The sequence below is a fragment of the Microbulbifer elongatus genome (assembly GCF_020524885.1).
Taxonomy (GTDB): domain Bacteria; phylum Pseudomonadota; class Gammaproteobacteria; order Pseudomonadales; family Cellvibrionaceae; genus Microbulbifer; species Microbulbifer elongatus_A.
Map to the genome: position 1 here is coordinate 281,367 of NZ_JAIVKJ010000002.1, position 22,349 is coordinate 303,715.

22 protein-coding genes are annotated in these 22,349 nt (G+C 58.1%); 11 read left to right on the forward strand and 11 right to left on the reverse strand.

Annotated features, from left to right (window positions below; translation table 11 throughout):
* Positions 1 to 283: 283 nt before the first annotated feature.
* The 3 genes from LC059_RS08545 to LC059_RS08555 all read right to left on the reverse strand — a co-directional run bounded on the left by LC059_RS08545 (position 284) and on the right by LC059_RS08555 (position 3,515).
* Positions 284 to 1,186 carry a hypothetical protein gene (locus tag LC059_RS08545; RefSeq protein WP_226703429.1) on the reverse strand — a complete coding sequence of 301 codons (903 nt, stop codon included), beginning with the start codon at positions 1,184 to 1,186 and terminating at the stop codon, positions 284 to 286.
* Positions 1,186 to 2,442 (reverse strand): tyrosine-type recombinase/integrase, encoded by a 1,257-nt coding sequence (locus LC059_RS08550; protein WP_226703430.1) that lies wholly within the window; start codon positions 2,440 to 2,442, stop codon positions 1,186 to 1,188. The genes LC059_RS08545 and LC059_RS08550 overlap by 1 nt, the downstream gene beginning before the upstream one ends.
* A 203-nt stretch (positions 2,443 to 2,645) precedes the next feature.
* Complete coding sequence (locus tag LC059_RS08555) at positions 2,646 to 3,515, reverse strand: YicC/YloC family endoribonuclease (RefSeq protein ID WP_226703431.1); 870 nt, start codon at positions 3,513 to 3,515, stop codon at positions 2,646 to 2,648.
* Between the two features lie 139 nt (positions 3,516 to 3,654).
* Here LC059_RS08555 and rph point away from each other — a divergent pair, with 139 nt between their 5' ends.
* Both rph and LC059_RS08565 read left to right on the forward strand, forming a co-directional pair.
* The gene (gene rph / locus LC059_RS08560; protein WP_226703432.1) at positions 3,655 to 4,374 is read left to right on the forward strand and encodes a ribonuclease PH; all 720 of its coding nucleotides are present in this window, start codon (positions 3,655 to 3,657) and stop codon (positions 4,372 to 4,374) included.
* A gap of 153 nt (positions 4,375 to 4,527) precedes the next feature.
* Entirely contained in the window at positions 4,528 to 6,225 is a 1,698-nt protein-coding gene (locus LC059_RS08565) for a tetratricopeptide repeat protein (protein WP_226703433.1), read from the forward strand.
* Positions 6,226 to 6,330: 105 nt separating this feature from the next.
* Here LC059_RS08565 and LC059_RS08570 read toward each other — a convergent pair whose 3' ends face one another.
* Positions 6,331 to 7,098 carry an exodeoxyribonuclease III gene (locus LC059_RS08570; RefSeq protein WP_226703434.1) on the reverse strand — a complete coding sequence of 256 codons (768 nt, stop codon included), beginning with the start codon at positions 7,096 to 7,098 and terminating at the stop codon, positions 6,331 to 6,333.
* Positions 7,099 to 7,221: 123 nt separating this feature from the next.
* On the opposite strand from LC059_RS08570, the gene pyrE reads away from it, so the two are divergent.
* Entirely contained in the window at positions 7,222 to 7,878 is a 657-nt protein-coding gene (pyrE, locus tag LC059_RS08575) for an orotate phosphoribosyltransferase (protein WP_226703435.1), read from the forward strand.
* A gap of 147 nt (positions 7,879 to 8,025) precedes the next feature.
* Positions 8,026 to 8,622: a hypothetical protein gene (locus LC059_RS08580; RefSeq protein WP_226703436.1), complete on the forward strand. Its 597-nt coding sequence runs from the start codon at positions 8,026 to 8,028 to the stop codon at positions 8,620 to 8,622.
* Between the two features lie 57 nt (positions 8,623 to 8,679).
* Here the strand turns inward: LC059_RS08580 and slmA are convergent, their stop codons facing one another.
* From slmA to coaBC, 4 genes are all read right to left on the reverse strand, one after another.
* Entirely contained in the window at positions 8,680 to 9,294 is a 615-nt protein-coding gene (slmA, locus tag LC059_RS08585) for a nucleoid occlusion factor SlmA (RefSeq protein WP_226703437.1), read from the reverse strand.
* A gap of 238 nt (positions 9,295 to 9,532) precedes the next feature.
* Positions 9,533 to 10,453 (reverse strand): acetylglutamate kinase, encoded by a 921-nt coding sequence (gene argB, locus LC059_RS08590; RefSeq protein WP_226703438.1) that lies wholly within the window; start codon positions 10,451 to 10,453, stop codon positions 9,533 to 9,535.
* A 43-nt stretch (positions 10,454 to 10,496) separates the two neighbouring features.
* Positions 10,497 to 12,824 (reverse strand): phosphomannomutase/phosphoglucomutase, encoded by a 2,328-nt coding sequence (locus LC059_RS08595; protein ID WP_226703439.1) that lies wholly within the window; start codon positions 12,822 to 12,824, stop codon positions 10,497 to 10,499.
* Between the two features lie 134 nt (positions 12,825 to 12,958).
* Complete coding sequence (gene coaBC, locus LC059_RS08600) at positions 12,959 to 14,173, reverse strand: bifunctional phosphopantothenoylcysteine decarboxylase/phosphopantothenate--cysteine ligase CoaBC (protein WP_226703440.1); 1,215 nt, start codon at positions 14,171 to 14,173, stop codon at positions 12,959 to 12,961.
* Between the two features lie 141 nt (positions 14,174 to 14,314).
* Here coaBC and radC point away from each other — a divergent pair, with 141 nt between their 5' ends.
* The 6 genes from radC to LC059_RS08630 all read left to right on the forward strand — a co-directional run bounded on the left by radC (position 14,315) and on the right by LC059_RS08630 (position 17,686).
* Positions 14,315 to 14,989 carry a RadC family protein gene (gene radC / locus LC059_RS08605; protein WP_226703441.1) on the forward strand — a complete coding sequence of 225 codons (675 nt, stop codon included), beginning with the start codon at positions 14,315 to 14,317 and terminating at the stop codon, positions 14,987 to 14,989.
* A gap of 403 nt (positions 14,990 to 15,392) precedes the next feature.
* The gene (gene rpmB / locus LC059_RS08610) at positions 15,393 to 15,629 is read left to right on the forward strand and encodes a 50S ribosomal protein L28 (protein WP_010132080.1); all 237 of its coding nucleotides are present in this window, start codon (positions 15,393 to 15,395) and stop codon (positions 15,627 to 15,629) included.
* Positions 15,630 to 15,661: 32 nt separating this feature from the next.
* A complete protein-coding gene (gene rpmG, locus LC059_RS08615; protein WP_066960071.1) occupies positions 15,662 to 15,817 on the forward strand; it encodes a 50S ribosomal protein L33 in 156 nt (51 codons plus the stop codon).
* Positions 15,818 to 16,050: 233 nt separating this feature from the next.
* Positions 16,051 to 16,866, forward strand: a complete 816-nt coding sequence (gene mutM, locus LC059_RS08620; protein WP_226703442.1) for a bifunctional DNA-formamidopyrimidine glycosylase/DNA-(apurinic or apyrimidinic site) lyase — start codon at positions 16,051 to 16,053, stop codon at positions 16,864 to 16,866.
* A gap of 67 nt (positions 16,867 to 16,933) precedes the next feature.
* A complete protein-coding gene (locus tag LC059_RS08625; protein ID WP_226703443.1) occupies positions 16,934 to 17,086 on the forward strand; it encodes a DUF5993 family protein in 153 nt (50 codons plus the stop codon).
* Positions 17,087 to 17,113: 27 nt separating this feature from the next.
* Positions 17,114 to 17,686 (forward strand): disulfide bond formation protein B, encoded by a 573-nt coding sequence (locus LC059_RS08630; protein WP_226703444.1) that lies wholly within the window; start codon positions 17,114 to 17,116, stop codon positions 17,684 to 17,686.
* A 21-nt stretch (positions 17,687 to 17,707) separates the two neighbouring features.
* Here the strand turns inward: LC059_RS08630 and ggt are convergent, their stop codons facing one another.
* The 3 genes from ggt to rsmD all read right to left on the reverse strand — a co-directional run bounded on the left by ggt (position 17,708) and on the right by rsmD (position 20,794).
* Positions 17,708 to 19,480 (reverse strand): gamma-glutamyltransferase, encoded by a 1,773-nt coding sequence (gene ggt / locus LC059_RS08635; protein WP_226703445.1) that lies wholly within the window; start codon positions 19,478 to 19,480, stop codon positions 17,708 to 17,710.
* Between the two features lie 111 nt (positions 19,481 to 19,591).
* Positions 19,592 to 20,080, reverse strand: a complete 489-nt coding sequence (coaD, locus tag LC059_RS08640) for a pantetheine-phosphate adenylyltransferase (RefSeq protein WP_226703446.1) — start codon at positions 20,078 to 20,080, stop codon at positions 19,592 to 19,594.
* 108 nt (positions 20,081 to 20,188) lie between these two features.
* Positions 20,189 to 20,794 (reverse strand): 16S rRNA (guanine(966)-N(2))-methyltransferase RsmD, encoded by a 606-nt coding sequence (gene rsmD, locus LC059_RS08645; protein WP_226703447.1) that lies wholly within the window; start codon positions 20,792 to 20,794, stop codon positions 20,189 to 20,191.
* A 177-nt stretch (positions 20,795 to 20,971) separates the two neighbouring features.
* On the opposite strand from rsmD, the gene ftsY reads away from it, so the two are divergent.
* On the forward strand, positions 20,972 to 22,201 hold the full coding sequence (gene ftsY, locus LC059_RS08650) for a signal recognition particle-docking protein FtsY (RefSeq protein ID WP_226703448.1): 1,230 nt from the start codon (positions 20,972 to 20,974) through the stop codon (positions 22,199 to 22,201).
* The last annotated feature ends 148 nt before the right edge of the window (positions 22,202 to 22,349 follow it).

Here is a 22,349-nt window from a genome sequence, read left to right on the forward strand (position 1 = left end):
GACCTATCCGTAGGCCGCGCTGGACTTTTCCTATCTTGGCCCAGTACCACCAGGTTGAAAGTCCAATTCCGAATAGCCTTGCACAGGCTGGTGCTCGGTACATGGCGTCAGGGTTGATCGGCTCGGAAGGGTAGTTATCTCGGTGCATGGTGTAAGCCTTACTTGGATTGAAGGCTTACAAAGATATTGCCTAGGCTATGGTCCGAGTCCAGAGGTGGGACTTAAGAAAATGGTCCCACTATGTTGGTCCGACCACGCCGAGATTAGATAGCAAGATAAGTCGTCATTTTGGGCCGTTAGGGCCCTTGCCTCGATTTCCGGAACTTTTATTCTTTTTAATGTTGCTTACTGGTCCAATTCTATCTTTGATTAATTGTTCGCTGATTTCCATGCTTGGGAATTGTTTTCTGACGAAGTTGACGGCTGCCCGTGTATGACCAAGATGCTCAGGCTTTTCTTGGCGCAGATAAAAAGCTTCCCAGATTTCTAGGGCCAGACGTAATTCTGGTGCATAAATGTCGAGAGAGGGATCCTTTGCTGGGTGGTTGATTGAGCTCTTGTTTCGCGTTTCGACGGTAAGTTCTTTGGGAGTTAGCCTTTCGGGACAGTGAATTAGCGTGTCGAGATCATTTTGAGAGATTACGAGATCCCCGAACGTGGGCACTAGTCGCTCTGCCTCGAAGTAAATTGTGCCGAACTTCAGCATATTGGGGCTCAGAAAAGCAGGATCGTTTGGTCCAAGGTCAAGAATCGGGTAGCAAGTCTTAACCAGTATTAGTTCTGATCCGTTGTCAGCAACGTAATATGGGTCGAAAAAATCGTTGATCTCAAGTGCTGCTAATCCCTTCTCTACCAACTCATAGAGTACCTCTTTGGCCATATTCACCACGCTATTTGGTGAAATCTGAACAGCGAAAGGACCGTCCCGTAGTTGATCGCTAGCAGGCCAAACTCGAGTTGGTGTTCGGCGCCATTCCTGAACATTCTCATCACCAAGAAAACCAGTTATATCGATAATCGTGTCCTTTTTGGGATATTGATCAACACTGATGCCAGGCGGAATAAGCTGATAAAGCTTGATCTTGCTATCGCACAGAGCCGCAAGTAATTTGCGCAAGTTAAATCCAGGTTGATCGTTATGAACATCACGAATACGGACCGGGCTCAAATGATGGATCTCAGGCATTAACTGTGCTCCTGATCTAATGAACGGTTATCGAGTACTGACAAAACTTGCGACCAAGACACCAAAGCTTCTGAGCGCTCATTGAAATATGTGTATTGGTTGTAGACGCCTTCGATACCCTTAATTACGTGGTTTAGGCACATTTCAGCTACATCCCTCTTCACCCCTAGGCCGGCCAAATGCGTTCGGGTAGTGCGTCGCAGATCGTGAATGGTGAAGTGCTCCATGTCCGGCAGGTTGGCTTTAATCCGGTCCAGAGCCCGGTTGAGGGTGTCAGAGGAAATATGCGGGGTGCCTTTTTGCTGCATTTTGCGGGCGGGGAATACCCAGCCACTTCGGCCTGCATAGCGCTTTAATTCCGTAAGCCATTCAACGGCGAGTTCAGGTAGGGGTATAGCAATACTTCGCTTGGACTTGTTGCCCGCCTGTAAAAGCCAAACTCCTTCATCTAGGTCGATGTGCTCCCAGCGGGCGGTTAGGAGCTCCATTTTCCGACCACCTAGTAGGATCAATAGCTTGATGGCTAGCTCATTTTGTCTGCCCAGGCTGTCAGTCCGATACATAGCCTGGAAAAGTTGAGTTAGCTCCGCTTTAGTCAGCCAGCGATTTCTAGCACTTCGCTTGCCGCCAGCATCTTCGATACCAAACGGTTGCGCGGGATTGGAATCGACAATGTGGCGCTTGATGGCGTGGTCGAATATTGCCTTGAGCATGCCGGACAAACGGTTGGCGACGGTTGGGGCATCCTTGGCTGCACTGGTGAGAATGGCATCGATATGGTGGGGTTTAACGTCTTCGACCTTTAGGTGACCGATAAATGGCAGCAGCCGCTGGTCGATTTGCCGGCGAACGGGCCGGGGATGTTTGTAGTTACCTTTGAGGTGGCGCTGCCAGATATTACGGTCGTACCAGTCGTCGGCGAGCTGGCTGAAGGTCATCGCCAGGCGATCGGCCTCAGCCTTGGCGCGGCTCTCCTGGATGCGCTCCTGCTTTTCCTGAGCGACGTCATGCCCCAAGGTGACTCGGGCACGCAGACGCTTAGCCTCCTTGCGAGCCTCAGCAAGAGTCATGGCGGGGTAATCGCCCAGCCACATGGTGCGGGCTGCACCGCGAAAGTTATAGCGCAGCCGCCACTTGGGATTCTTGAAGGTTTTACGGAAGACCCAGTACAGACCGTTCTGTTGGTCTGATTTGCCTTCCGTGTAGGTCCCTTGCGCTTTCCTGCGCCGAAGATCCACGTCGTTCAGTGCTCCCATGGCGATCCTTGCCTAGTGCCCAATAGTTGTACCAAAACCAAAGATAGAATACTTGGTACAAGCTTTGGTACAACCTTATGCTTAGATTAGGCTGGATTATCGCCAGTTGGCGTTAGCTTAGTCTAGAGGGAAATTGGGCGGGAAGTCAGGAAAGACGGGGCATTCAGCGCTTTGCTTTAGATTGGCCAGAATACCCTGAGACATTACTCGATGTTCTGCACCTGTTCCCGCATCTGCTCGATCAAAACCTTCAATTCCACCGCTGCTTGCGTTGTATCTGTGACCACTGCTTTTGATGAAAGCGTGTTCGCCTCGCGGTTGAATTCCTGCATCAGGAAATCCAGTCGGCGGCCGATGGGGCCTCCATTTTTGAGTACACGGCGGGTTTCGGTGATATGGGCTTCCAGTCGATCAAGTTCCTCGTCTACGTCGGCTTTCTGCGCGAGCAAAACGATTTCCTGCTCAACACGGTCCTTGTCGATCTCTTCCAGCAGTTCCAGCAGACGGTTTTTTAGTTTCTCGCGCTGGTTCTGCAAAATTTGCGGCAGTAGAGCACGCACGGTAGTGACCTGCTCGTCGATGCCCGCGAGGCGGGCTTCGATAAACCCAGCCAGTTCTGCGCCCTCGCGCTCACGGTTATCCACTACCTGTTTCAGCGCCTGCTTGAAGCCATCGAGAATTGCGCCAGCCTGTTCTTCGGCATCGGTTTCCGGCTCTGCGATCACGCCTGGCCACTTCAATACCTCCAGCGGGTTGAGTGGCTGGCTCTCCGGCGCGACTTTCTGTGCCGCGTTCACCAGTTCGTTCACTAGTGCCTGGTTGACTTCGATGCCGGCTACCTCGCCGCTGTTGACCTTGAGGTTCAAGGTCATTTCGACCTTGCCGCGGTTCAGGGTTTTGCGCAGCACCTCACGGAGTTTGGGTTCGAGCGCACGCCCGGCTTCCGGCAGACGGAAGTGGGGCTCCAGATAGCGATGATTGACCGAGCGCATTTCCCATACGGCGGTGCCGGTAGAGTAATTGACTTCTGCACGCCCGAAGGCGGTCATGCTGCGCACTTTGTTATTGGCCATACTGCCGAGCTCCACAAACGCTGGGTGATGAATTTTCGATGATAAAAAACAGCGGCAAATCATAGCACAGGGTGATTTGCGGTTTAGACGGCTATAATGCCGGGCCTTAAGGAATCTGAATCAACGATAGAGGTGCAATATGCAGCGACCCAGCGGCCGCAAACCGGAACAACTGCGCGATGTGCGCATTACCCGCCAATACACGCGCCACGCGGAGGGCTCTGTCCTGGTGGAGTTCGGCGACACCAAGGTGCTGTGTAATGCCTCGGTGGCGGCGGAAGTGCCGCGTTTCCTGCGGGGCCAGGGCAGCGGCTGGATCACTGCGGAGTACGGTATGCTGCCCCGCTCCACTGGCTCCCGTATGGGACGCGAGGCGGCGCGAGGCAAGCAAGGCGGGCGTACAGTGGAAATCCAGCGTCTTATAGGTCGCTCCCTGCGCGCAGCGGTAGACCTCAAGGCGTTGGGTGAGAACCAGATTACCCTCGACTGCGACGTGATCCAGGCAGACGGCGGCACGCGTACCGCCTCTATCACCGGTGCTTGTGTTGCACTGGTGGACGCAATCCGTTTCATGCAGCGGGAGAAAATGATTACCACCGATCCGCTGATCAATATGGTGGCGGCGATCTCCGTGGGTATATATGAAGGTGAGGCGGTACTGGACCTGGATTATCCGGAGGACTCCAATGCCGATACCGATATGAATCTGGTGATGGCAGAAGACGGCGGCATGATCGAGGTGCAGGGTACCGCGGAAGGCGTGCCTTTCACCGAGCATCAGTTTGCCGAGATGCTGGCGCTGGGCAAGGCGGGGATCCGGGAACTGATCGAGCTGCAGAAAAAAGCGCTGGCGGAGTAAACCGCCACTCGCCGAAGCGAAAGCCTTTCGCTTCGGCGGGCGATTCCCTCTGTTTTCCAAAACAGGCACCAAATACCACAGTAATTGCGCGCGCTGGCAGCATGGCTGCATAAGCTACTCCTCACAACAAAAATGCATGTGAGGAAAACCGGCATGGAAATCCGACAGCTGATCAGCGGCCTGATTCTGTTATCAATGTCAGGGCTTGTCGCCGCGCAGGAAGCCGACGTTGGGTCCGAGCCGCAACACAAGCATTACCGCGAATCCCCCGAGGCCCGCAAGCCCGCGCCTTCAGGTGCCCTGGCGCCGCGTCTGCAAGACCTGGGCAAGCATACATTCCCTGTCAGCTGCGCGTCGAAAAAGGCGCAGCCGTTTATCAATCAGGGGGTAAACCTCGCGTACGCGTTCAATCACGCCGAGGCTGGCAGGTCTTTCCGTGAAGCCGCACGTCTCGCGCCCAACTGCGCCATGACGTATTGGGGGCAGGCACTGGTATTGGGCCCCAATATCAATGCGCCGATGGACCCGGATACGGAACCTCAGGCTTATGAGCTCGCACAAAAAGCAAAGTCGTTAAGCAAGGGCGCGAGTGCGCGCGAAAAGGCATTGATCGAAGCGCTGACAAAGCGCTATTCGGGGGACTCCGCAGATCGCAAGGCACGAGATCAGGAATACGCGCAGGCAATGGCAGAGGTGGCTCAGCAGTTTCCGGATGATCTCGATATCGCGACCCTGTACGCCGAATCCATGATGGATCTGCGCCCGTGGAATTACTGGATGCGTGATGGCACGCCCTATGAGGGCACTGAGGAAATCGTCGCACTGCTGGAATCGGTGATGACGCGTAACCCAAAACATCCGGGCGCACTGCATCTGTACATTCACCTGATTGAACCAACAAAAAATCCAGAGCGCGCGGAAAAAGCGGCGGACGCACTCTCCGGCTTGATGCCGGGCGCCGGGCATATCGTGCATATGCCGGCGCACATCTACCAGCGCGTGGGTCGCTACGCCGACTCGGCAAAAGCCAATGTGCGCGCCATTGCCGCGGATGAAAGTTATATCAGCCAGTGCCGTGCGCAGGGTATCTATCCCATGGCGTATTACCCGCACAATATCCACTTCCTTTGGTTTGCGACTACCGCGCAGGGGCGCAGTGCAGCTGCGATTGAAGCGGCGAACAAGACCGGAGAACAGATTAGTGACGAAGCCCTTGAGCAGATGCCAATGCTGGCGGGCTTCCGTGTCGTGAAATACTGGGCGCTGGCGCGCTTCGGCAAGTGGGACGAGATACTGGCGCTGCCGAAGCCGGCAAAGGACCTGTTTCTGACCGGCGCCTGGCACTATGTGCGTGGCCTCGCGTTTATCGGCAAGGGCGATACCGGGGCTGCGGAAAAAGAACTGGCAGCACTGAACAAGATCGCGGTGAACCCGGCGCTGGATTATCCGATGTTTTCCCCCAATACCGCGGCTGGCATCATCGCCATAGGCCCGGAAGTGCTCGCCGGTGAGCTGGCTGCGGCCAAGGGTGATTACGAAAAGGCGGCGGCGCACCTGGCACGGGCCGTGCGACTCGAGGACGGGCTGGTGTATACGGAACCGACAGAATGGCACTATCCACCGAGGTTGGCTCTGGGTGCAGTGTTAATGGATGCGGACCGTCCCGCCGAGGCAGAGACGGTTTACTGGCAGGTGCTCGACCGCTACCCCAACAGTGGCTGGGCGCTTTTTGGCCTGGCCGAAGCGTTGAAAAAGCAGGATAAAACCGACAAGGCGAAATTGATCGAGGCGCGCTTTACCAAGGCCTGGAGGGACGCGGATGTGAAGCTGACTTCCTCGCGTATCCACTAGCGAAACCTCGCTGGTTAAGACAACCACAAACTAAAAAGGGCGCGCTGAACAGGTCAGTGCGCCCTTTTTTGAAAGCCCGCTGCGTATTCACAGCCAGCCCTGAGGTCAGACTTCCAGGTCGTAATCCATGATCAATGGCAGGTGGCTGGAGAAGTTGACGTTCTTGTTGATGGCACCGTATTCGATCTTGTTTTTCAGCGTCTGCGACACGATCTGCATGTCGGTGCGCCAGCCATCCCCTTTGCCCGGCTCGCCGCTTGGCCACCAGGTAAATTCGTCGGCGTCTTTGACCACGCGGCGGAAGGCGTCGATATAGCCGATATCGTTGAACAGCTGGTCGAGCCAGCGTTGCTCGTGACGCATGAATCCGGGGGTGTCCTGGTGGTCCTGCCAGTTCTGCACGTCGGCGCGGCGGTGGGCCATGCCCCAGTTACCGCAGAAAATGAAGTCGCGACGCTTGCGGCTGATCTTTGCCAGGTGCGCCTGCATGTCGTCAAAGAACTGGACCTTCACCTCCAGAGAGGCTTCATCGGTGGCTACCGGTGCCAGCAGGGAGCCGACGCTGAGGCGCTCAAAGTCTGCCTGCAGGTAGCGGCCGTACATGTCCACGCCGTTGGCGAAGCCCATGCCGTAGATGAGCGCCTTGGGCTGGGCACGGGTATAGATGGCAACACCATTCTCGTGGGGTGTGCCAGAATCGAAGAAATAGCTGTAGTATCCGTCCGGATGGAAGATGGGGTGATCCAGCTCCGGTTCCAGTGAGCGCAGATCCTGCAGGCAGATGATGTCCGCATCCTGATCTGACAGCCAATCGTAGAGCCCGCGCTGTGCAGCCTGGTGCACTCCATCTACGGACAAACTCACTATTCGCATTATTAGCCCCTTACCAGCGGACTGTGTAAAATTGCAGTCGTTATTCGTCTGAACATTTTTCGATAGCCGCTCCCCGTTCCATGGGGACCTTCCTTCACCTTAGCCAATAGTTATCAAATTGCCATGCAGCAGTACCAGCGCGACTTTATCCAACTGGCCCTGGAGCACGATGTGCTCTGTTTCGGGGATTTTACGCTGAAATCCGGGCGCCAGAGCCCCTATTTCTTTAATGCCGGCCGATTCCACAGTGGTGCAGCGCTCGCCGCGCTGGGCAATGCCTATGCGGAAGCGATCATCGCCTCTGGAGTGGAGTTTGATGTCATTTTCGGGCCGGCCTACAAAGGCATCCCGCTGGGAGCGGTAACCGCAGTGGCATTGGCGCAGAAAGGGGTCGATAAACCCTTCTGTTACAACCGGAAAGAGGCCAAGGACCACGGCGAGGGCGGAACCTTAGTGGGTGCGCCGCTTAAAGGCAAGGTTTTGATCATCGATGATGTGATTACCGCGGGTACCGCGGTGCGCGAGGTGATGCAGATCATCCAGGCCCAGGGCGCCGAGCCTGCCGGCGTGGTGATTGGCCTAAACCGTCAGGAAAAAGCCAACGACGACACTGACCTTTCCGCTATCCAGCTGGTGGAGCAGGAATACAGCATTCCTGTGATCGGGATTGTGGAACTGGACGATATTATTTCCTATCTTAAGACTGAGGCTGCAAGCGATGAATTGCTGCAGCGGATTATCGACTACCGGCAGAAATATGGCGTATCTTCTGAGGGGTAAGTAGAGCGATTTACGTAATTGACTCTATGAGGCTAAAAAAGCAAAGCCCATTAGCGATAAAGAGCTAGTACAGAGTTGCCGGCGCAGATGGATCAGCGCCATTGGTCGATTATTGAACGCTTATTGAAAATAACTAGAGAGGCAAGCGTGAAAACCGCACTAGCGCTGGCACTGGCTGGCGCCTTTCTGACAATGGATGTCGGAGCTGCAGGATCGGGGTGGGATGGCAAGAAGCTATACCGCTATACCAACGAACACGGCGTGCAGGTGCTGGACGATCTGGTGCCCCCACGTTATGTAGCCGGGGGCTACGAGGTGTTGACGCCTTCCGGGCGACTTCTGGAAGTGGTGGAACCCGAGCTGACTGGCAAGGAACTGGCCGAGAAGCAGCGCCGCGAGGCGCGCCTGGCCGCCGATCTGCAGTTACTGAAACGCTACAACAGCCTTGCCGACATCGAATCCGCGCGCAAGCGCAAGCTCGCCATCGTGCAGCAGGATATGGCGATCCTGCGTTCCAATATGGCGTCCCTCAACCGTCAGATCGAAAGCGAAGAATCATCAGCGGCACGCACCCAGCGCAATGGCGGCTCTGTGTCTACGGAACAGCTGGCGCGCATCGAGAATCTGCGCAAAGAGGTGGATGTGGTCAATCAGCGTTTGGCGCTGCGAAAGAAAGAAGCAGTGGCCATCAACAGTGAGTTCGATCAGGCTACCAGCCGCTATCAGGAAATAGCCGGCAAATAAGCCGGCTTTTTTGTGTTCGTCCAGGGCGGTTTAGTTCGCCCTGGTCTGTTTCCTTCCCTATCCATTCTGCGCAGCCAGCGCACTTTCCCGGAAGAACCCTGCCACCAGAACCGGCCACTGTTCTGTCCAGTATTCGGTGGGCTTGCGCTTGAAGCCGCTGCGCACGTACTGGACGATGCGCCCCTCGGCGCTGGCCAGCAGCAGGTTGGCGGCGGCGGTCAGCGGGATGGCTGGGCGCAGCTGTTCGCGCAGTTCTGCCTCTCGCAGTATCTGTTTGAGCTGGGTCTCCAGGCGGTCAAACAACTGCAGGATGCGGCCGTGCAGGCGCTCGGTTTCACCCGTCAGGGCGTCTCCGGTAAGCAGGCGGGTGATACCCGGGTTACGCTCGCAAAAGGCGAGCAGCAGATGCAGTATCTTCTGGCAGCGGGCGAGTGCGCTGGGCTCGTCCTGCATGATCATCTTGATGCGGCTGAAGATGGTCTCTTCGATAAATTCGATGAGGCCTTCGAACATCTTGGATTTGCTGGGGAAGTGGCGGTAGAGCGCGGCTTCCGAGAAGCCTACCTCTTTGGCCAGTGCTGCGGTGGTAATGCGGGCGCCGGGGCTGGCTTCCAGCATGTGGGCCAGGGCCTGCAGGATCTGCTGGCGTCGATTGATTTTTTCGCTGCTCATGAACTGCCTTTGCCCGGAGTATTCAGCCGGGATCTGATTTTGTTGTTGTGCCGGTTTTTTGATCGATGCTTGGCTTGGCAGCGCTGGGGTGTCAGAAGCCCGCACTTTTTTTGATAAAAAGTTTAATTCGCTGAAAGCCTGTAAACCGGCGCCAGAATCGTAACGATTCGGCGCCTTGGCATCAATTGTTAGTGACCGTTAACACCGGTTCTGTGATCGGTGTCACGCGGGTTTGCAATCAATCTTCGTTCAGGTTGGCGTTAGTGATCAAGGTGCCGACGCCAGTGTCGGTGAAAATTTCCAGCAATACCGCGTGGGGAACGCGGCCATCGATGATGTGCGCGGAGGTCACGCCGGCCTTTACCGCATCCAGGGCGCAAGCGATCTTCGGCAGCATGCCGCCGTAGATGGTGCCGTCGGCGATCAGGCCGTCCACCTCAAGGGTGGAGAGGCCGGTGAGCACTTCCCCTTCCTTGTCCTGCAGGCCCGCCACATTGGTCAGCAGCATCAGTTTTTCCGCTTTCAGGTATTCGGCGATCTTGCCGGCGACCAGGTCGGCGTTGATGTTGTAAGACTCGCCATTTTTGCCAACGCCGATCGGCGCGATCACCGGGATAAAGTCGCTGTTGATCAGCATGTCAATCACACCGGTATCCACGCTGTCCACTTCCCCCACGTGGCCGATATCGATAATTTCCGAGGCGTGCAGGCCAGCGGTCTCTTCCTGTTGGTCCTTGCGACGCAGTTTTTTAGCGCGGATCAGCAAACCATCCTTGCCGGTCACGCCCACAGCGCGGCCGCCGTTTTTATTGATCAGGTTTACGATCTGTTTGTTTACGGTGCCGCCAAGCACCATTTCCACCACGTCCATGGTCTCGCTGTCGGTGACGCGCATGCCGTCGACAAAGCGGGATTCAATACTGAGTTTTTTCAGCAGGTCGCCGATCTGAGGGCCTCCGCCGTGCACGACCACCGGGTTCATGCCCACCAGCTTCATCAGGATCACGTCGCGGGCGAAGCTGTTCTGTAGCTCCTCGTCGACCATGGCATTGCCGCCGAATTTGACCACCACGGTCTTGCCTATAAAGCGCTGGATATAGGGCAGCGCTTCATTGAGAACCTGTGCAACGCGCAGGGCGGATTTCTGATCCAGAGACATAGCGTTTTCCTTGCTACTTGGGGTTACTGCATAAACCGGTTGATCAGCCCGGGAGAGCCAGGGCGGGATCGATGGATTGGAGCTGGACCGCCACAATTTTGCGGATGCGCTCCAGCGCTTCTTCATCGTCGGCTTCAAAGCGCAGGGTCAGGGCGGCCGTCGTATTGGACGCGCGCACCAGCCCCCAGCCATCGGCGAATTCGATGCGCAGGCCGTCGATGGTATTGAGGTCGGCATCGCCAAAGTGCCCTTGCTCGCGCAGCTTGGTGATGAGGGCGAATTTTCTCTGCTCGGGTACCGGCAGCAAAATCTCCGGGGTATTGACCATCTGCGGCAGGGAGTCGATCAACTCGTCGAGACTCTGCTCGCGCAGGGCCATAATTTCCAGCACGCGCGCCGCCGCGTAGATGCCGTCGTCGAACCCATACCAGCGGTCCTTGATAAAGATATGCCCGGACAGCTCGCCGCCGAGCAACGCGCCGGTTTCCAACATCTTCTCTTTCATCGGCGCATGGCCGGTTTTCCACATTACCGGACGGCCGCCGTATTGCGTCACCAGGTTGGCCAGGGTGCGGGTGCTCTTTACATCGAACACGATATCCGCACCCGGATTGCGCGCGAGGATATCCCGTGCCAGCAGCATCACTAATTGGTCGGCCCACACAATGCGGCCACTGCCGCTGATCAGGGTTACACGGTCGCCGTCCCCGTCCAGGGCTACCCCCAGATCTGCATCCTCGCCTTTCACTGCGGTGATCAGGTCCTGTAGGTTTTCCGGGCGCGATGGGTCCGGCGCATGGTTGGGGAAGTCGCCATCTACTTCGCAGTAGAGGGTTTCCACCGCGCAGCCCAATTGCTCAAACAGTTCCGGTGCCAGTTCGGAGGTGGCGCCATTGCCGGCGTCGATCACGATACGGGGTTGGCCGGCGAGAGCCACGTCGTTGAAAATTTCGTCGATGTAGGTGTCGCGGATATCCTGCCGGCTATTGCTGGCTTCGCCGCTGGCGAACTGGCCGGACTGCATCAGTGCTCGCAGTTCGGGTAGTTTTTCACCGGCCAGCGGGCGGCCATTCATCACAATCTTGAAGCCATTGAATTCGGCGGGGTTGTGACTAGCGGTCACCATGACCCCGCTGTTTGCATTCTTGCCCTTGGCGCAGGCGAAATAGAGCACCGGCGACGGCACCAGCCCTAGATCTACGGCGTTACAGCCGCTTTCCAGAAGGCCTTCGATCAGGCAGTCGCGCAGCAGCTCACTACTGTTGCGACCGTCGCGACCGACCAACATCAGCTTCTCACCAGACTGAAGGGCAAGAGTGCCCAGCGCCCGGCCCAACTGGTAGGCAAAGGGTTCGTTGATCTCTTCACCGGCAATCCCGCGAATATCGTAGGCGCGGAATACATGCGGTGGAATTTCTGTACTCGGCGTGCGCATCAATTCGCCGCGGGCTGCCTCCTCGGCCTGCGGGGCGACCGCTGAAGCGGCAGCGGCTGGCGCTGCCTCACTTTCTTTCGATACCTGGGGCTTTTTCAGGTCTTCTCTGCTCAGCGCTTTTTTCGCCGGCGCGCGGCCAGTACGGGAGAACTTTTCCCAAGGCGCAGCGTCAGCGTCAGCGGGAAGCATTTTCCACAGCGCAAACAGGGTGCCCAGCAAGCCAATCAAGGCCAGCCCATAAATCCAGCCTGCGGGAATGCTGTGGTCGGCAGCGAATTCTGTCGAGGGCGTGAAGGAAGCTTTCAGGTAGGATCCGTTGACCGCAGTGGTGGCTGCGTCACCGCCGCGCGGCCTTGCGGGTGAGTTCCACAGCCCGCGAGGTGGGCCATCGGGAAACTGCTGCGTTATCTGGATGGTGCCGATGCTCTGGTCGAGAGCCGACAGCGCTTGTTCAAATACCGAGAAAGGTTGGCTGGCGAGGAGTACACCGCCCTCTTCCGCACGGGCACTGTACAGGCGCCACTGTTGGTCACTGCCGCGCAGGAATTCCGGTTTCTGTTTTTTTTCCAGACTGCGTTTGGCCAGGTCGACGAGGGCGAAATCCAGCGGTGGTTTACCCGACCCTACCCCCAGCTGGTCCGGGGGAAAAAACTGTAAGGTCGTGGGCCCCATGGCGACAGCAGTCGTGGACTTGTGCGGCATTTTCAATGAGGCCAGTTTCTGCTGGCGCTCAGTGAAAAAGTTGTCGAGCTGTTGCGCGTAGCGGTCGGCTACCTGTTGCGCTGCACTGTGTACGCTATTGGCATTGTGCCCCGCGATGACGTTTGACATCAGCAGGTGCGCCCCTCCGAGCCACACAGCGGCGGCCAGCAGTGCAGGCAGGCTCAACCCCCGGTGCCACAGGGGTTTGTTTTGCAATTGAATTTGTAAAGCCACGACTAGCTCAGTCTCCCAGTCTTTCCAGACCAGCCCCCGGACCGGTTCAGTGTTTTCTGAATCTTTTGTGTTGTTGGGTTTGTTGTTTTTATCTTGTGCTCGCTTGCACTGCTTAACTCTTTGAGCTTCTCATGCTAGGTGTCCGGAAACGCCCGCGCCGCAATCAGTGCCACCAGCTGTGTTGCCAGCTCCGTTTTCAGTGCCGCCGGCAGCGGTTGCTCTCCATCGCGATCGATCACCACAACCTGATTGCGGTCACTGTTAAAGCCCCCTTCCGGGTCGCTCACGTCGTTGGCCACAATCATGTCGAGATTTTTGCGCGCGAGCTTGCCTTTCGCGTGCTCGGCAACCTTTTCGGTTTCTGCGGCAAAGCCCACTACAAATGGGCGTTTGCTCGTGCGCCCGGCAATGGTGGCGACGATGTCCGGGTTCTTTACCAGGCTCAACACGTCGCTGTCGTTGCCATCTTCTTTCTTTATCTTCTGGTCTGCGACCACCTTCGGGCGGAAATCCACCACCGCCGCAGCGGCAATAAACAGGTCGCAGTCATCGGCTGCCTGTTCCGCGGCGGCAAGCATCTCGTCGGTGCTTACCACGTCCACACGGTGGACGCCCGCAGGAGTGGCAAGCCTCACTGGCCCAGCAATCAGCGTCACTTCGGCACCGGCGCGCGCAGCGGCGGCGGCAATCGCAAAGCCCATTTTCCCCGAACTGTGGTTGCTCAGGTAGCGTACCGGGTCCAGCGCCTCGCGGGTCGGGCCTGCGGTGATGGTGACCTTTTTGCCTTCGAGCATCTGCTCCGGTGCGATGGCGTCTATCAGCCCTTCGACAATATCCAGCGGCTCGAGCATACGCCCGGGACCCACATCGCCACAGGCCTGGCTGCCGGCGTCAGGGCCCAAAAGGGTAACGTTTCGGCTCAGCAGTGTTTGTGTGTTGGCCTGGGTGGCCGGGTGGAGCCACATGGCCTGGTTCATTGCCGGCGCCAGCACCAGGGGTGCTTCGCTGGCAAGGCAAAGTGTGGAGAGCAGGTCGTCTGCCATGCCCGCCGCAAGTCTCGCCATTACGCTGGCGCTCGCCGGTGCAATCAGGATCGCATCGGCCCATTTGGCCAGCTCGATATGTCCCATGGCGGCTTCAGCGGCCGGATCCAGCAGATCGGTGTGCACCGGGTTGCCGGAAAGCGCCTGAAAGGTGAGCGGCTTTACGAACTCCTGGGCGCCAGCTGTCATCACTACGCGCACGGTGGCGCCACGATCCTGGAGCCTGCGTACCAGGTCGGCGCTTTTGTAGGCGGCAATACCGCCGGAAACGCCAAGCAGTATCCGTTTGTGGGCCAGAGAGGACATATTCAGTGGTTCCGGAACTCGGGGAGCGCGTAAGATTACCATTTTAGCGCCGTTGGCAATATGCCCAATCGGGAGCCCTTACAGGCTTGCAGGGGAAGCGAGCGTTCACTTTGACTGATCAGTTTTACCCAGGGAGGGGAAATGGCCATTCCAGACTGGCCGGCGCAGGAGCGCCCGCGGGAAAAGTTACTGGTGAAAGGTGCGGCGGCGCTGTCGGATGCGGAGCTACTGGCGATCTTTCTGCGCACCGGGTTGCCGGGGCTTTCGGCGGTGGATCTTGCGCGCCAGCTGCTGGTGGACTTTGGCGGTCTGCGGCCGCTTCTGGAGGCGGAGCACAAGGCCTTCTGCGCGGGCAAGGGCCTCGGAGACGCCAAGTTTGTGCAGTTGCAGGCGGTACTGGAAATGAGCCGGCGGCATCTGGCAGAGGATCTGAAGCGCTCGGATGCGCTCACCAGCCCGCAAGCGGTGCGCGACTATCTATCTTCACAGCTGCGCCACCGTACCCGCGAGGTATTCTGCTGCCTGTTTCTCGACAGTCAGCACCGGGTAATCGCCTACGAGGAGTTGTTCGAAGGCACCGTGAATGCCGCCAGCGTGTATCCGCGGGAGGTGGTGCAGGCAGCTCTGGCTAAGGGCGCCGCTGCGGTGATCCTCGCCCACAATCACCCCTCCGGGGTGAGCGAGCCCAGTCAGGCGGATATCCATATCACCGGGCGTCTCAAGGAGGCCCTGGCACTGGTGGATATTCGGGTGTTGGATCATCTTATTGTTGGCGAGGGCGGTGGGTGTTCTTTTGCGGAGCGCGGGCTGCTTTGAGCCCTGAATAGAACTCCGTAGAGGCTGCTGGTGGCGGCAGGGCACCGGGTGCAGCTTTTCAGGACCACTGTGAATACATCCCTGTACGTTTCGTCGGCAACATCCCTGTTGCCGACGATCCTGAAAAGCTGCACCCGGCACCCTGCCTTCGCTTCAGCGTGTGTGCTTTGTGGCGAGTAATCGGGACCTCATAGTCGGGTTTCCAACCTTCGACCCAAAGTGTCCGACCAGACAGCAAAAAAGCTGGTTAAAACTTGCCCCACCTAGGGTGTTCTGGTATAAAACGCCGCTCTTTGCGGCCGGGCCAGATTCTGTACAGATCCCGCGGTCGCGCTGGATACCGAATTTTGCATTTGCCCCGCACCTGAGCTGAGGGCACGAGAGTTTTAAAGAGGCCAATCAGATGTCCAAGGTATGTCAGGTAACCGGTAAACGCCCGGTAACCGGAAACAACGTTTCTCACGCCAAAAACCGCACCAAGCGTCGCTTCGTGCCGAACCTGCAGTCCCACCGTTTCTGGGTGGAAGCAGAGAAGCGCTTCGTTAAGCTGCGTGTATCTACTAAAGGTATGCGTATTATCGATAAGAAAGGTATCGATACCGTACTGGCAGAGCTGCGCAAGCGCGGCGAGAAAGTTTAATTACTGCTTAACTGCAGATTGGAGACAGAACAATGCGTGACAAGATTCGCCTGAATTCCAGCGCCGGTACCGGCCACTTCTACACCACTGACAAGAACAAGCGCAACATGCCTGAGAAAATGGAGATCAAAAAATACGATCCCGTTGTTCGCAAGCACGTTATGTACAAGGAAGGCAAAATCAAGTAATTGATTGCCTGACGAGTTCGCGAAAAAGCCCGGTTTTCCGGGCTTTTTTGTGTCTGGATATTTTTAAAGCCTAAGAATAGAAGGCTCTGCTGCCGATGCCCCTTTGCGGGACCGTCTGCGGCCAGGACGGCCGCAGCCGAGCCCCCATGGATGGGTTTACGGCGTGTCCCGCAAAGGGGCATCGGCAGTGGAGCCGCCACGGACCCAGCTAGTGGTTGCCCGGAGCCCAATCGATGCCAGAGTTGCCAGAAGTTGAAACCACCAAGCGCGGACTGGCCCCTCACCTGGAGGGCCGCAAGGTAAAGCTGTGCGAAATCCGCCAGCACAGCCTGCGCTGGCCAGTGGACGCGGATTTTGCCGAGAAGATCCAGGGCGCCCGGATCCAGCGCCTGGATCGCCGCGCCAAATATCTGCTGGTCGAGACCGACAAAGGCATGGCGATCTGGCACCTGGGCATGTCCGGCAGCCTGCGCATCGTCGACGGCAAACTACCCCCGCAAAAACACGACCATATCGACTGGCTGCTGGACAGCGGCCAGCGCCTGCGTTTCCACGACCCCCGGCGCTTCGGTGCCCTGCTGTGGACCACCGAAGATATCGCCGAGCACGAACTCATCGCCCACCTGGGTCCCGAGCCACTGAGTGACGACTTCCAAAGCGACTACCTGTTCAATGCCTCCCGCGGCCGCAAAGCCCCGGTGAAAGCATTTATCATGGATGGCCGTATCGTCGTTGGTGTTGGCAACATTTACGCAAGCGAAGCCCTGTTTATGGCTGGTATCCGCCCGACTACCCCAGCTGGCAAAATCTCTCACCCGCGCTACGAGAGGCTAGTGGAAGCCATAAAAACCGTTCTCGACAACGCGATCCGGCAAGGGGGCACCACCCTGCGCGACTTCGTGGGTGGCGACGGCAAGCCGGGCTATTTCGCCCAGCAACTCAACGCCTACGGCCGCGCCGGGCAGCCCTGCCCCCGTTGCCCCGGCACCATCCGCGAGCAAATCATCGGCCAGCGCAATACCTTCTATTGTCCGCGGTGCCAGCGCTAATTGGGAATTCGTTTACCCCCACCCTAAATTTGAGTCCAAAGTTCCACTCGGGCTCGCACAAATGGTCATGATGTTGCCTTTCCTCACTGTGCTCATCTCCGCCTGGTTCAGCTGGCGCGGGCGGCGCAGTGCGGCCATGGCCTGGTGGGCCGTCACCGGTGTCATTTACGTGGCCTGGTGCTTCTACCACATGACCTCCGCGTTAAAAATTTCCCTCTAGCCCACCTTGCCCTTGGAGAAACCTGTAGTGACTAAGCCCGTCACCGGCCTCGGCCGCTGGTCCGATTGCTTCAATGCCCTGGGTCTTCTGGGTGTGAGCGGTGTGCTCTGGTTCGCCTTCGCCTGGCAGATAGTCCTGAATGAGCTGCCCTGCCCCCTGTGCTTATTGCAGCGCGTCGCCTTCCTCATGATTGGGATCGGCCTGTTGCTAAATATCTGCTTCGGCAGCCGGCCGGCGCACTACGGCATTGCGCTGATCTCGGCGCTCGCAGGGATGGTCGCCTCCACACGTCAGGTGCTGCTGCATATTGCTCCCGGCGATCCAGGGTACGGCTCACCGTTTTTGGGATTGCACTTTTACACCTGGGCGCTGATCGCGTTTTTTTTGCTCGCCCTGTACCTGGGGGGGCTGTTGCTGATCGATGAAATGAAGCTGAAGGAAGCGGCGAACACACCGCGCGTGATGGGCTGGCTGGGGAGGCTGGCGGGCATCAGCTTTCTGGTGATTCTGATACTGAATGTACTCTCCACGCTGGTGGAGTGCGGCTTCGGCCCCTGCCCGGACAACCCCACCAACTACTTGTGGCTGCCGGGCAAATAAATCCGATAGTGTGCGCCTGACTTACTTGCCCTGGGCGCTGCCCTCGCGGCGGGTGTCGGCGCCGCCGAACAGCTTGCCGTCCTCCAGCGCGATGCCGTGGAGACCGCTGTTCAGTTCCTTGCGCACCACCTGGTGACCTTTGGCCTCGAGCTTTCTCAACTCAGAATCTGTGAGCGTCTCCGGCTCCACTTCCACCCGGTAACCGATTGCACCGATATTGCCTGCATGGATGGCTTCGGCGATGGGCATGCCCTTGGCCAGGTGGTAGAGGATGGTGCGCGCCGTATAACCGATGATCCGCGAGCCGCCGGGGGAACCGACGATCAGGCGCGGGCTGCCGTCGCGGTTGAAGGCGATGGTGGGTGACATGGAAGAGCGCGGGCGTTTGCCCGGTTCAATGCGGTTGGCCACCAGTTGCTTGTCACTGTTGCGTGGCACAAAGGAAAAATCGGTCAGCTGGTTGTTCAACAGAAACCCCTTCACCAGCAGGCGTGAGCCAAACGCGGTTTCGATACTGGTGGTCATACTCACCGCATTGCCGTACTGATCGACAATAGAGAGGTGGCTGGTATTGGGCATCTCTGGAGAAGCCGCTTTCAGGCGCTTGCCGCTGAACTCGCCGGGGACACCGGGCCGTGCCGGTTGTGCGCGTTGCAGGTTGATGAGCTTGGCGCGCTGGGCGAGATAGTGGGGGGCTACCAGTGCCTTGGTGGGCACATCGGTGAAGTCACTATCGGCGGCATAGGTATTGCGGTCCGCAAAGGCGAGTTCTGATGCCTCCACAAACAGGTGGGTCAGTTCGGCGCTACCGACCGGATACTGGTCCAGCGGAAAATGTTGCAGCATGCCAAGGATGGCGCCCACCGTGGTGCCGCCGGAAGATGGCATGGCTGCACCACAGACTTCATATACCAGGAATTCCGCGCATACCGGCTCGCGAACTTTGGCCTGGTAATCAGCCATGTCCTTGCGGGTCATCACGCCCGGGTTTTCAGGCTCGTTGCTCACGGCATCGACAATGGCTGCAGCGATGTCACCCTCGTAAAAGGGTTTTACACCTTGCTCTGCGAGCACTTTCAGGGTCGCCGCATAGTCCGGGTTTTTCAGGATATGGCCAACTGGCAGCGGCTCACCGTCATCGTTAAACAGGTAATCGCGGATGGCCGGGCGTGCGTCTACGCGCGGCATACGGGCGATCAACTGATGCATACGTGGAGACACTGCAAACCCTTGCTCGGCCAATTCTATGGCGGGTTGGAACAGTTCCTTCCACGGCAGTTTGCCATCCCGCTCGTGAGCCAGTTCCAGCATCCGCATGACACCGGGAACCCCCACAGAGTAACCGCCGATCACCGCTTCGAAAAAGCCGCGGGGCTTGCCGTCGCGGATAAAGTAATTCTCGTCTACCGCCATAGGAGCGGTTTCGCGGCCGTCGTAGAAGTAGAGATCTTTGTCGTCGGCGCGGTAGCTCAGCATAAAGGCGCCGCCGCCGATACCGGACGACTGCGGTTCGACAAGACTGAGAACCAGTTGTGCGGCAATAGCCGCATCGACAGCGGTGCCGCCCCTGGCGAGCATGTTTTCAGCGGCGGTGGAGGCGTGAGGGTTGGCGGTGACCGCCATGTACTTTTCTGCGGTAGCGGATTTGATTTCCGAGCGCCCGGTGGCCACTTCCGGCTGGACTTCCTTGTGCGGTTCTTTTTGCTTGCCGGGCATGGGCGAAGCAACCGCGGTGCTCGCAGTGAGCGCGGAAGACAGCAAGGCAGAAAGGAAAAACGAGAGCGATTTTTTCACTGGGCGATCCAAATAAATTCGCGGGATCGCCCGAGTGTACCAGACGGGTGGTAGGTGGACAGCAGGACAGAGTTTAGCTGTAGTAGCCGCCTGACGGCCGCCTGGCGCCGATCAGGGCGTCTGGCGGTTGTACTTTTCTTTCAGAGCTTTCTGCACGCCCGGTGGCACGAACTTGGTGACGTCGCCGCCGAGGGAGGCGATTTCACGTACCAGGGATGAAGAGATATAGGAAAGATGCTCTGCCGGGGTCAGGAACAGGCTTTCCATTTGCGGCGCCAACTGGCGGTTCATATTGGCGAGCTGGAACTCGTACTCGAAGTCCGATACCGCGCGCAGGCCGCGTACCACGCCGTAGGCGTCCAGCTGGCGCACCAGGTCGGCGAGCAGGATGTCAAAACCGATCACCTCGATATTGTCCAGGTGGGCCAGTTCCTGCTGGGCCAGCTCAACCCGCTCTTCCATGGTGAACAGGGGGTTCTTGCGGGTGCTGGCGGCAACGGCGACCACCACGTGATCGAACAAGCGGCAAGCCCGCTCAACGAGGTCCATATGACCATTGGTGATGGGGTCAAAGGTACCCGGGTAAACCACTTTTTTCATAAGCCAATTCGCCTTGCCGGCCAGAAGGGACGCGCATGTTAAACAATTTAGCCCCCGCTCTCAAAAAGTCCGCTCAAAAACCGTCAAACTCAAGGGTATACCCGGGATTCAGCGGGTAAATAGCCGCATGCATACCTGTCCGGCCTGCTTTTCCTTCTCGAGTTGCCAGTCGGCGGGTGCCGCAACCTGAGTGGCACGGGGTGATTCCACATAGATGCGGGTGCTTTCGCCAATGCACCCGGCGTCCTCCAGCCCTGCCAGGGCATTTTCCCACAGGTCATTGGCAAAGGGCGGATCAACAAAGATCACGTCGTAAGGCTGTGCAGGTTGGCTTAGAAACACTTCTGCCGGGCAGTTGTGCACGCGGGCCCCTTCTGCCTGTAGCAGATCCAGCTGCTGCCGCAGGGTCTGCGCCGCGCCACCATCCAGCTCTACAAAATCCACTTCGGCGGCCCCGCGGCTCAGGGCTTCGAGACCGAGGGCGCCGGAGCCTGCGTAGAGATCCAGGCAGCGGGCACCTGGCAGGTGAAACTGCAGCCAGTTGAACAGGGTCTCGCGCAGTCGGTCGCCGGTGGGGCGCAAGCCTTCTATGGGCGCAAATGCCACTTTGCGCCCGCGCCAGCGGCCGCCAATGATGCGCAGCTGTGAGGTGGCAGCGGGTTTTTGCCGGCTGGTTTTTTGGCTGCTGGGACGGGCGCTGCGATTTCTGGGCATTCGGAATCCGGTTTCAGGGGCGGGTACTGCAAAAATAGTTACTGTCAAAATATGACGGGCGTTACTGTGTGCTAAACAGTCAGCGGTGCTAAGATTAGCGCCTTTCCGCCTTCGGCCGCCAGCCGCTGCCGTAGGCCTCTTCATCTATCGTTTCTCCAGCCGAAGAATTCACATCCGATGATTTTTGATTTCCTGCGCAAGAAAAAGCCCGAGGCAGAAGAGTCCACCACAGAGCGCGTGGAGAATCCCCTGGCGACGGAATCTGCCGAGCCGGAGCTGGAGATTCCGGACAACCTGCTGGCTGAGCCGAGCGAAGAGGCGGCCGAGCCCACACCAGAGCCGGTGGCTGAGCCCGAGGAAAAGCTGTCCACTGAAGAGGCCCCGGAAGCGGCGTTTGATCCGGTTGCCGAAGTCGCTGCCGAGACATCAGTGGAGCCGGAAGCTGCACCCCAGCCCGTCACCCAGGACAAGCCAAAAAAAGAGGGCTTCTTTGCTCGCATCCGACGCGGCCTGTCGCGCACCAGCAGCCAGTTTGCTGAAGGCATGGGCAACCTGTTCCTGGGTGCCAAGGAGATCGACGAAGACCTGATGGAGGAGCTGGAAACCCAGCTGCTGATGGCGGATGTGGGTGTAGATGCGACCACCGAGATTATCGATCGCCTGACCGAGCGGGTTTCCCGCCGCGAGCTGTCCAACGGCGAGGCACTGTACAACGCGCTGCAGGAAGAGCTCGCGGGATTGCTGGACAAGGTAGAAGCGCCACTGGCCATCGACCAGACCAAGAAACCCTTTGTAATTCTGGTGGTGGGCGTCAATGGCGTGGGCAAGACCACCACCATCGGCAAGCTGGCGCACCGCTACCTGAACGAAGGCAAATCCGTGATGCTGGCGGCCGGTGATACTTTCCGCGCGGCCGCAGTAGAGCAGCTGCAGGTATGGGGTCAGCGCCACAATGTGCCAGTGGTGGCCCAGCATACGGGTGCGGATAGCGCCTCTGTCATCTTCGATGCGATACAGTCTGCACAGTCTCGTGGTGTGGACGTGGTGATTGCGGATACTGCGGGCCGTCTGCACAACAAGGCCAACCTGATGGAGGAGCTGTCCAAGGTGCGCCGTGTAATGGGCAAACTGGACGATTCGGCGCCACATGAGGTGTTGCTGGTGCTGGATGCGGGGACCGGCCAGAACGCGCTTTCCCAGGCGGAGACGTTCCAGGATTCTGCGGGGGTTTCTGGCCTGGTACTGACCAAGCTTGACGGCACCGCCAAGGGCGGGGTTATTTTCGCGCTGGCGCAGAAGCTGGGGATTCCGGTACGCTTTATCGGAGTTGGGGAGCAGGCAGAGGACCTGCAACCGTTTGTGGCTAAAGATTTTGTGGCGGCGCTGTTTAACAGAAGCCAAGGTTGAACTGGCAGACCTTTCAGCGGCAGATTCAATAATCTGAACTCAGATGCGAAGGTGTCGATACCGGGTATAGGTTTGTGAGACCGTCTGCGGCCAGGACGGCCGCAGCCGAGCCCCCATGGATGGGTTTTCGGGGGGGCGCCTAGCTCGT

Excerpts from the sequence above, each read along its gene's own strand:
- LC059_RS08545 (WP_226703429.1), bottom strand. The coding sequence starts at position 1,186 with ATGCCTGAGATCCATCATTTGAGCCCGGTCCGTATTCGTGATGTTCAT.
- LC059_RS08550 (WP_226703430.1), bottom strand. The coding sequence starts at position 2,442 with ATGGGAGCACTGAACGACGTGGATCTTCGGCGCAGGAAAGCGCAAGGG.
- LC059_RS08555 (WP_226703431.1), bottom strand. The coding sequence starts at position 3,515 with ATGGCCAATAACAAAGTGCGCAGCATGACCGCCTTCGGGCGTGCAGAA.
- rph (WP_226703432.1), top strand. The coding sequence starts at position 3,655 with ATGCAGCGACCCAGCGGCCGCAAACCGGAACAACTGCGCGATGTGCGC.
- LC059_RS08565 (WP_226703433.1), top strand. The coding sequence starts at position 4,528 with ATGGAAATCCGACAGCTGATCAGCGGCCTGATTCTGTTATCAATGTCA.
- LC059_RS08570 (WP_226703434.1), bottom strand. The coding sequence starts at position 7,098 with ATGCGAATAGTGAGTTTGTCCGTAGATGGAGTGCACCAGGCTGCACAG.
- pyrE (WP_226703435.1), top strand. The coding sequence starts at position 7,222 with ATGCAGCAGTACCAGCGCGACTTTATCCAACTGGCCCTGGAGCACGAT.
- slmA (WP_226703437.1), bottom strand. The coding sequence starts at position 9,294 with ATGAGCAGCGAAAAAATCAATCGACGCCAGCAGATCCTGCAGGCCCTG.
- argB (WP_226703438.1), bottom strand. The coding sequence starts at position 10,453 with ATGTCTCTGGATCAGAAATCCGCCCTGCGCGTTGCACAGGTTCTCAAT.
- coaBC (WP_226703440.1), bottom strand. The coding sequence starts at position 14,173 with ATGTCCTCTCTGGCCCACAAACGGATACTGCTTGGCGTTTCCGGCGGT.
- radC (WP_226703441.1), top strand. The coding sequence starts at position 14,315 with ATGGCCATTCCAGACTGGCCGGCGCAGGAGCGCCCGCGGGAAAAGTTA.
- rpmB (WP_010132080.1), top strand. The coding sequence starts at position 15,393 with ATGTCCAAGGTATGTCAGGTAACCGGTAAACGCCCGGTAACCGGAAAC.
- rpmG (WP_066960071.1), top strand. The coding sequence starts at position 15,662 with ATGCGTGACAAGATTCGCCTGAATTCCAGCGCCGGTACCGGCCACTTC.
- mutM (WP_226703442.1), top strand. The coding sequence starts at position 16,051 with ATGCCAGAGTTGCCAGAAGTTGAAACCACCAAGCGCGGACTGGCCCCT.
- LC059_RS08625 (WP_226703443.1), top strand. The coding sequence starts at position 16,934 with ATGATGTTGCCTTTCCTCACTGTGCTCATCTCCGCCTGGTTCAGCTGG.
- coaD (WP_226703446.1), bottom strand. The coding sequence starts at position 20,080 with ATGAAAAAAGTGGTTTACCCGGGTACCTTTGACCCCATCACCAATGGT.
- rsmD (WP_226703447.1), bottom strand. The coding sequence starts at position 20,794 with ATGCCCAGAAATCGCAGCGCCCGTCCCAGCAGCCAAAAAACCAGCCGG.
- ftsY (WP_226703448.1), top strand. The coding sequence starts at position 20,972 with ATGATTTTTGATTTCCTGCGCAAGAAAAAGCCCGAGGCAGAAGAGTCC.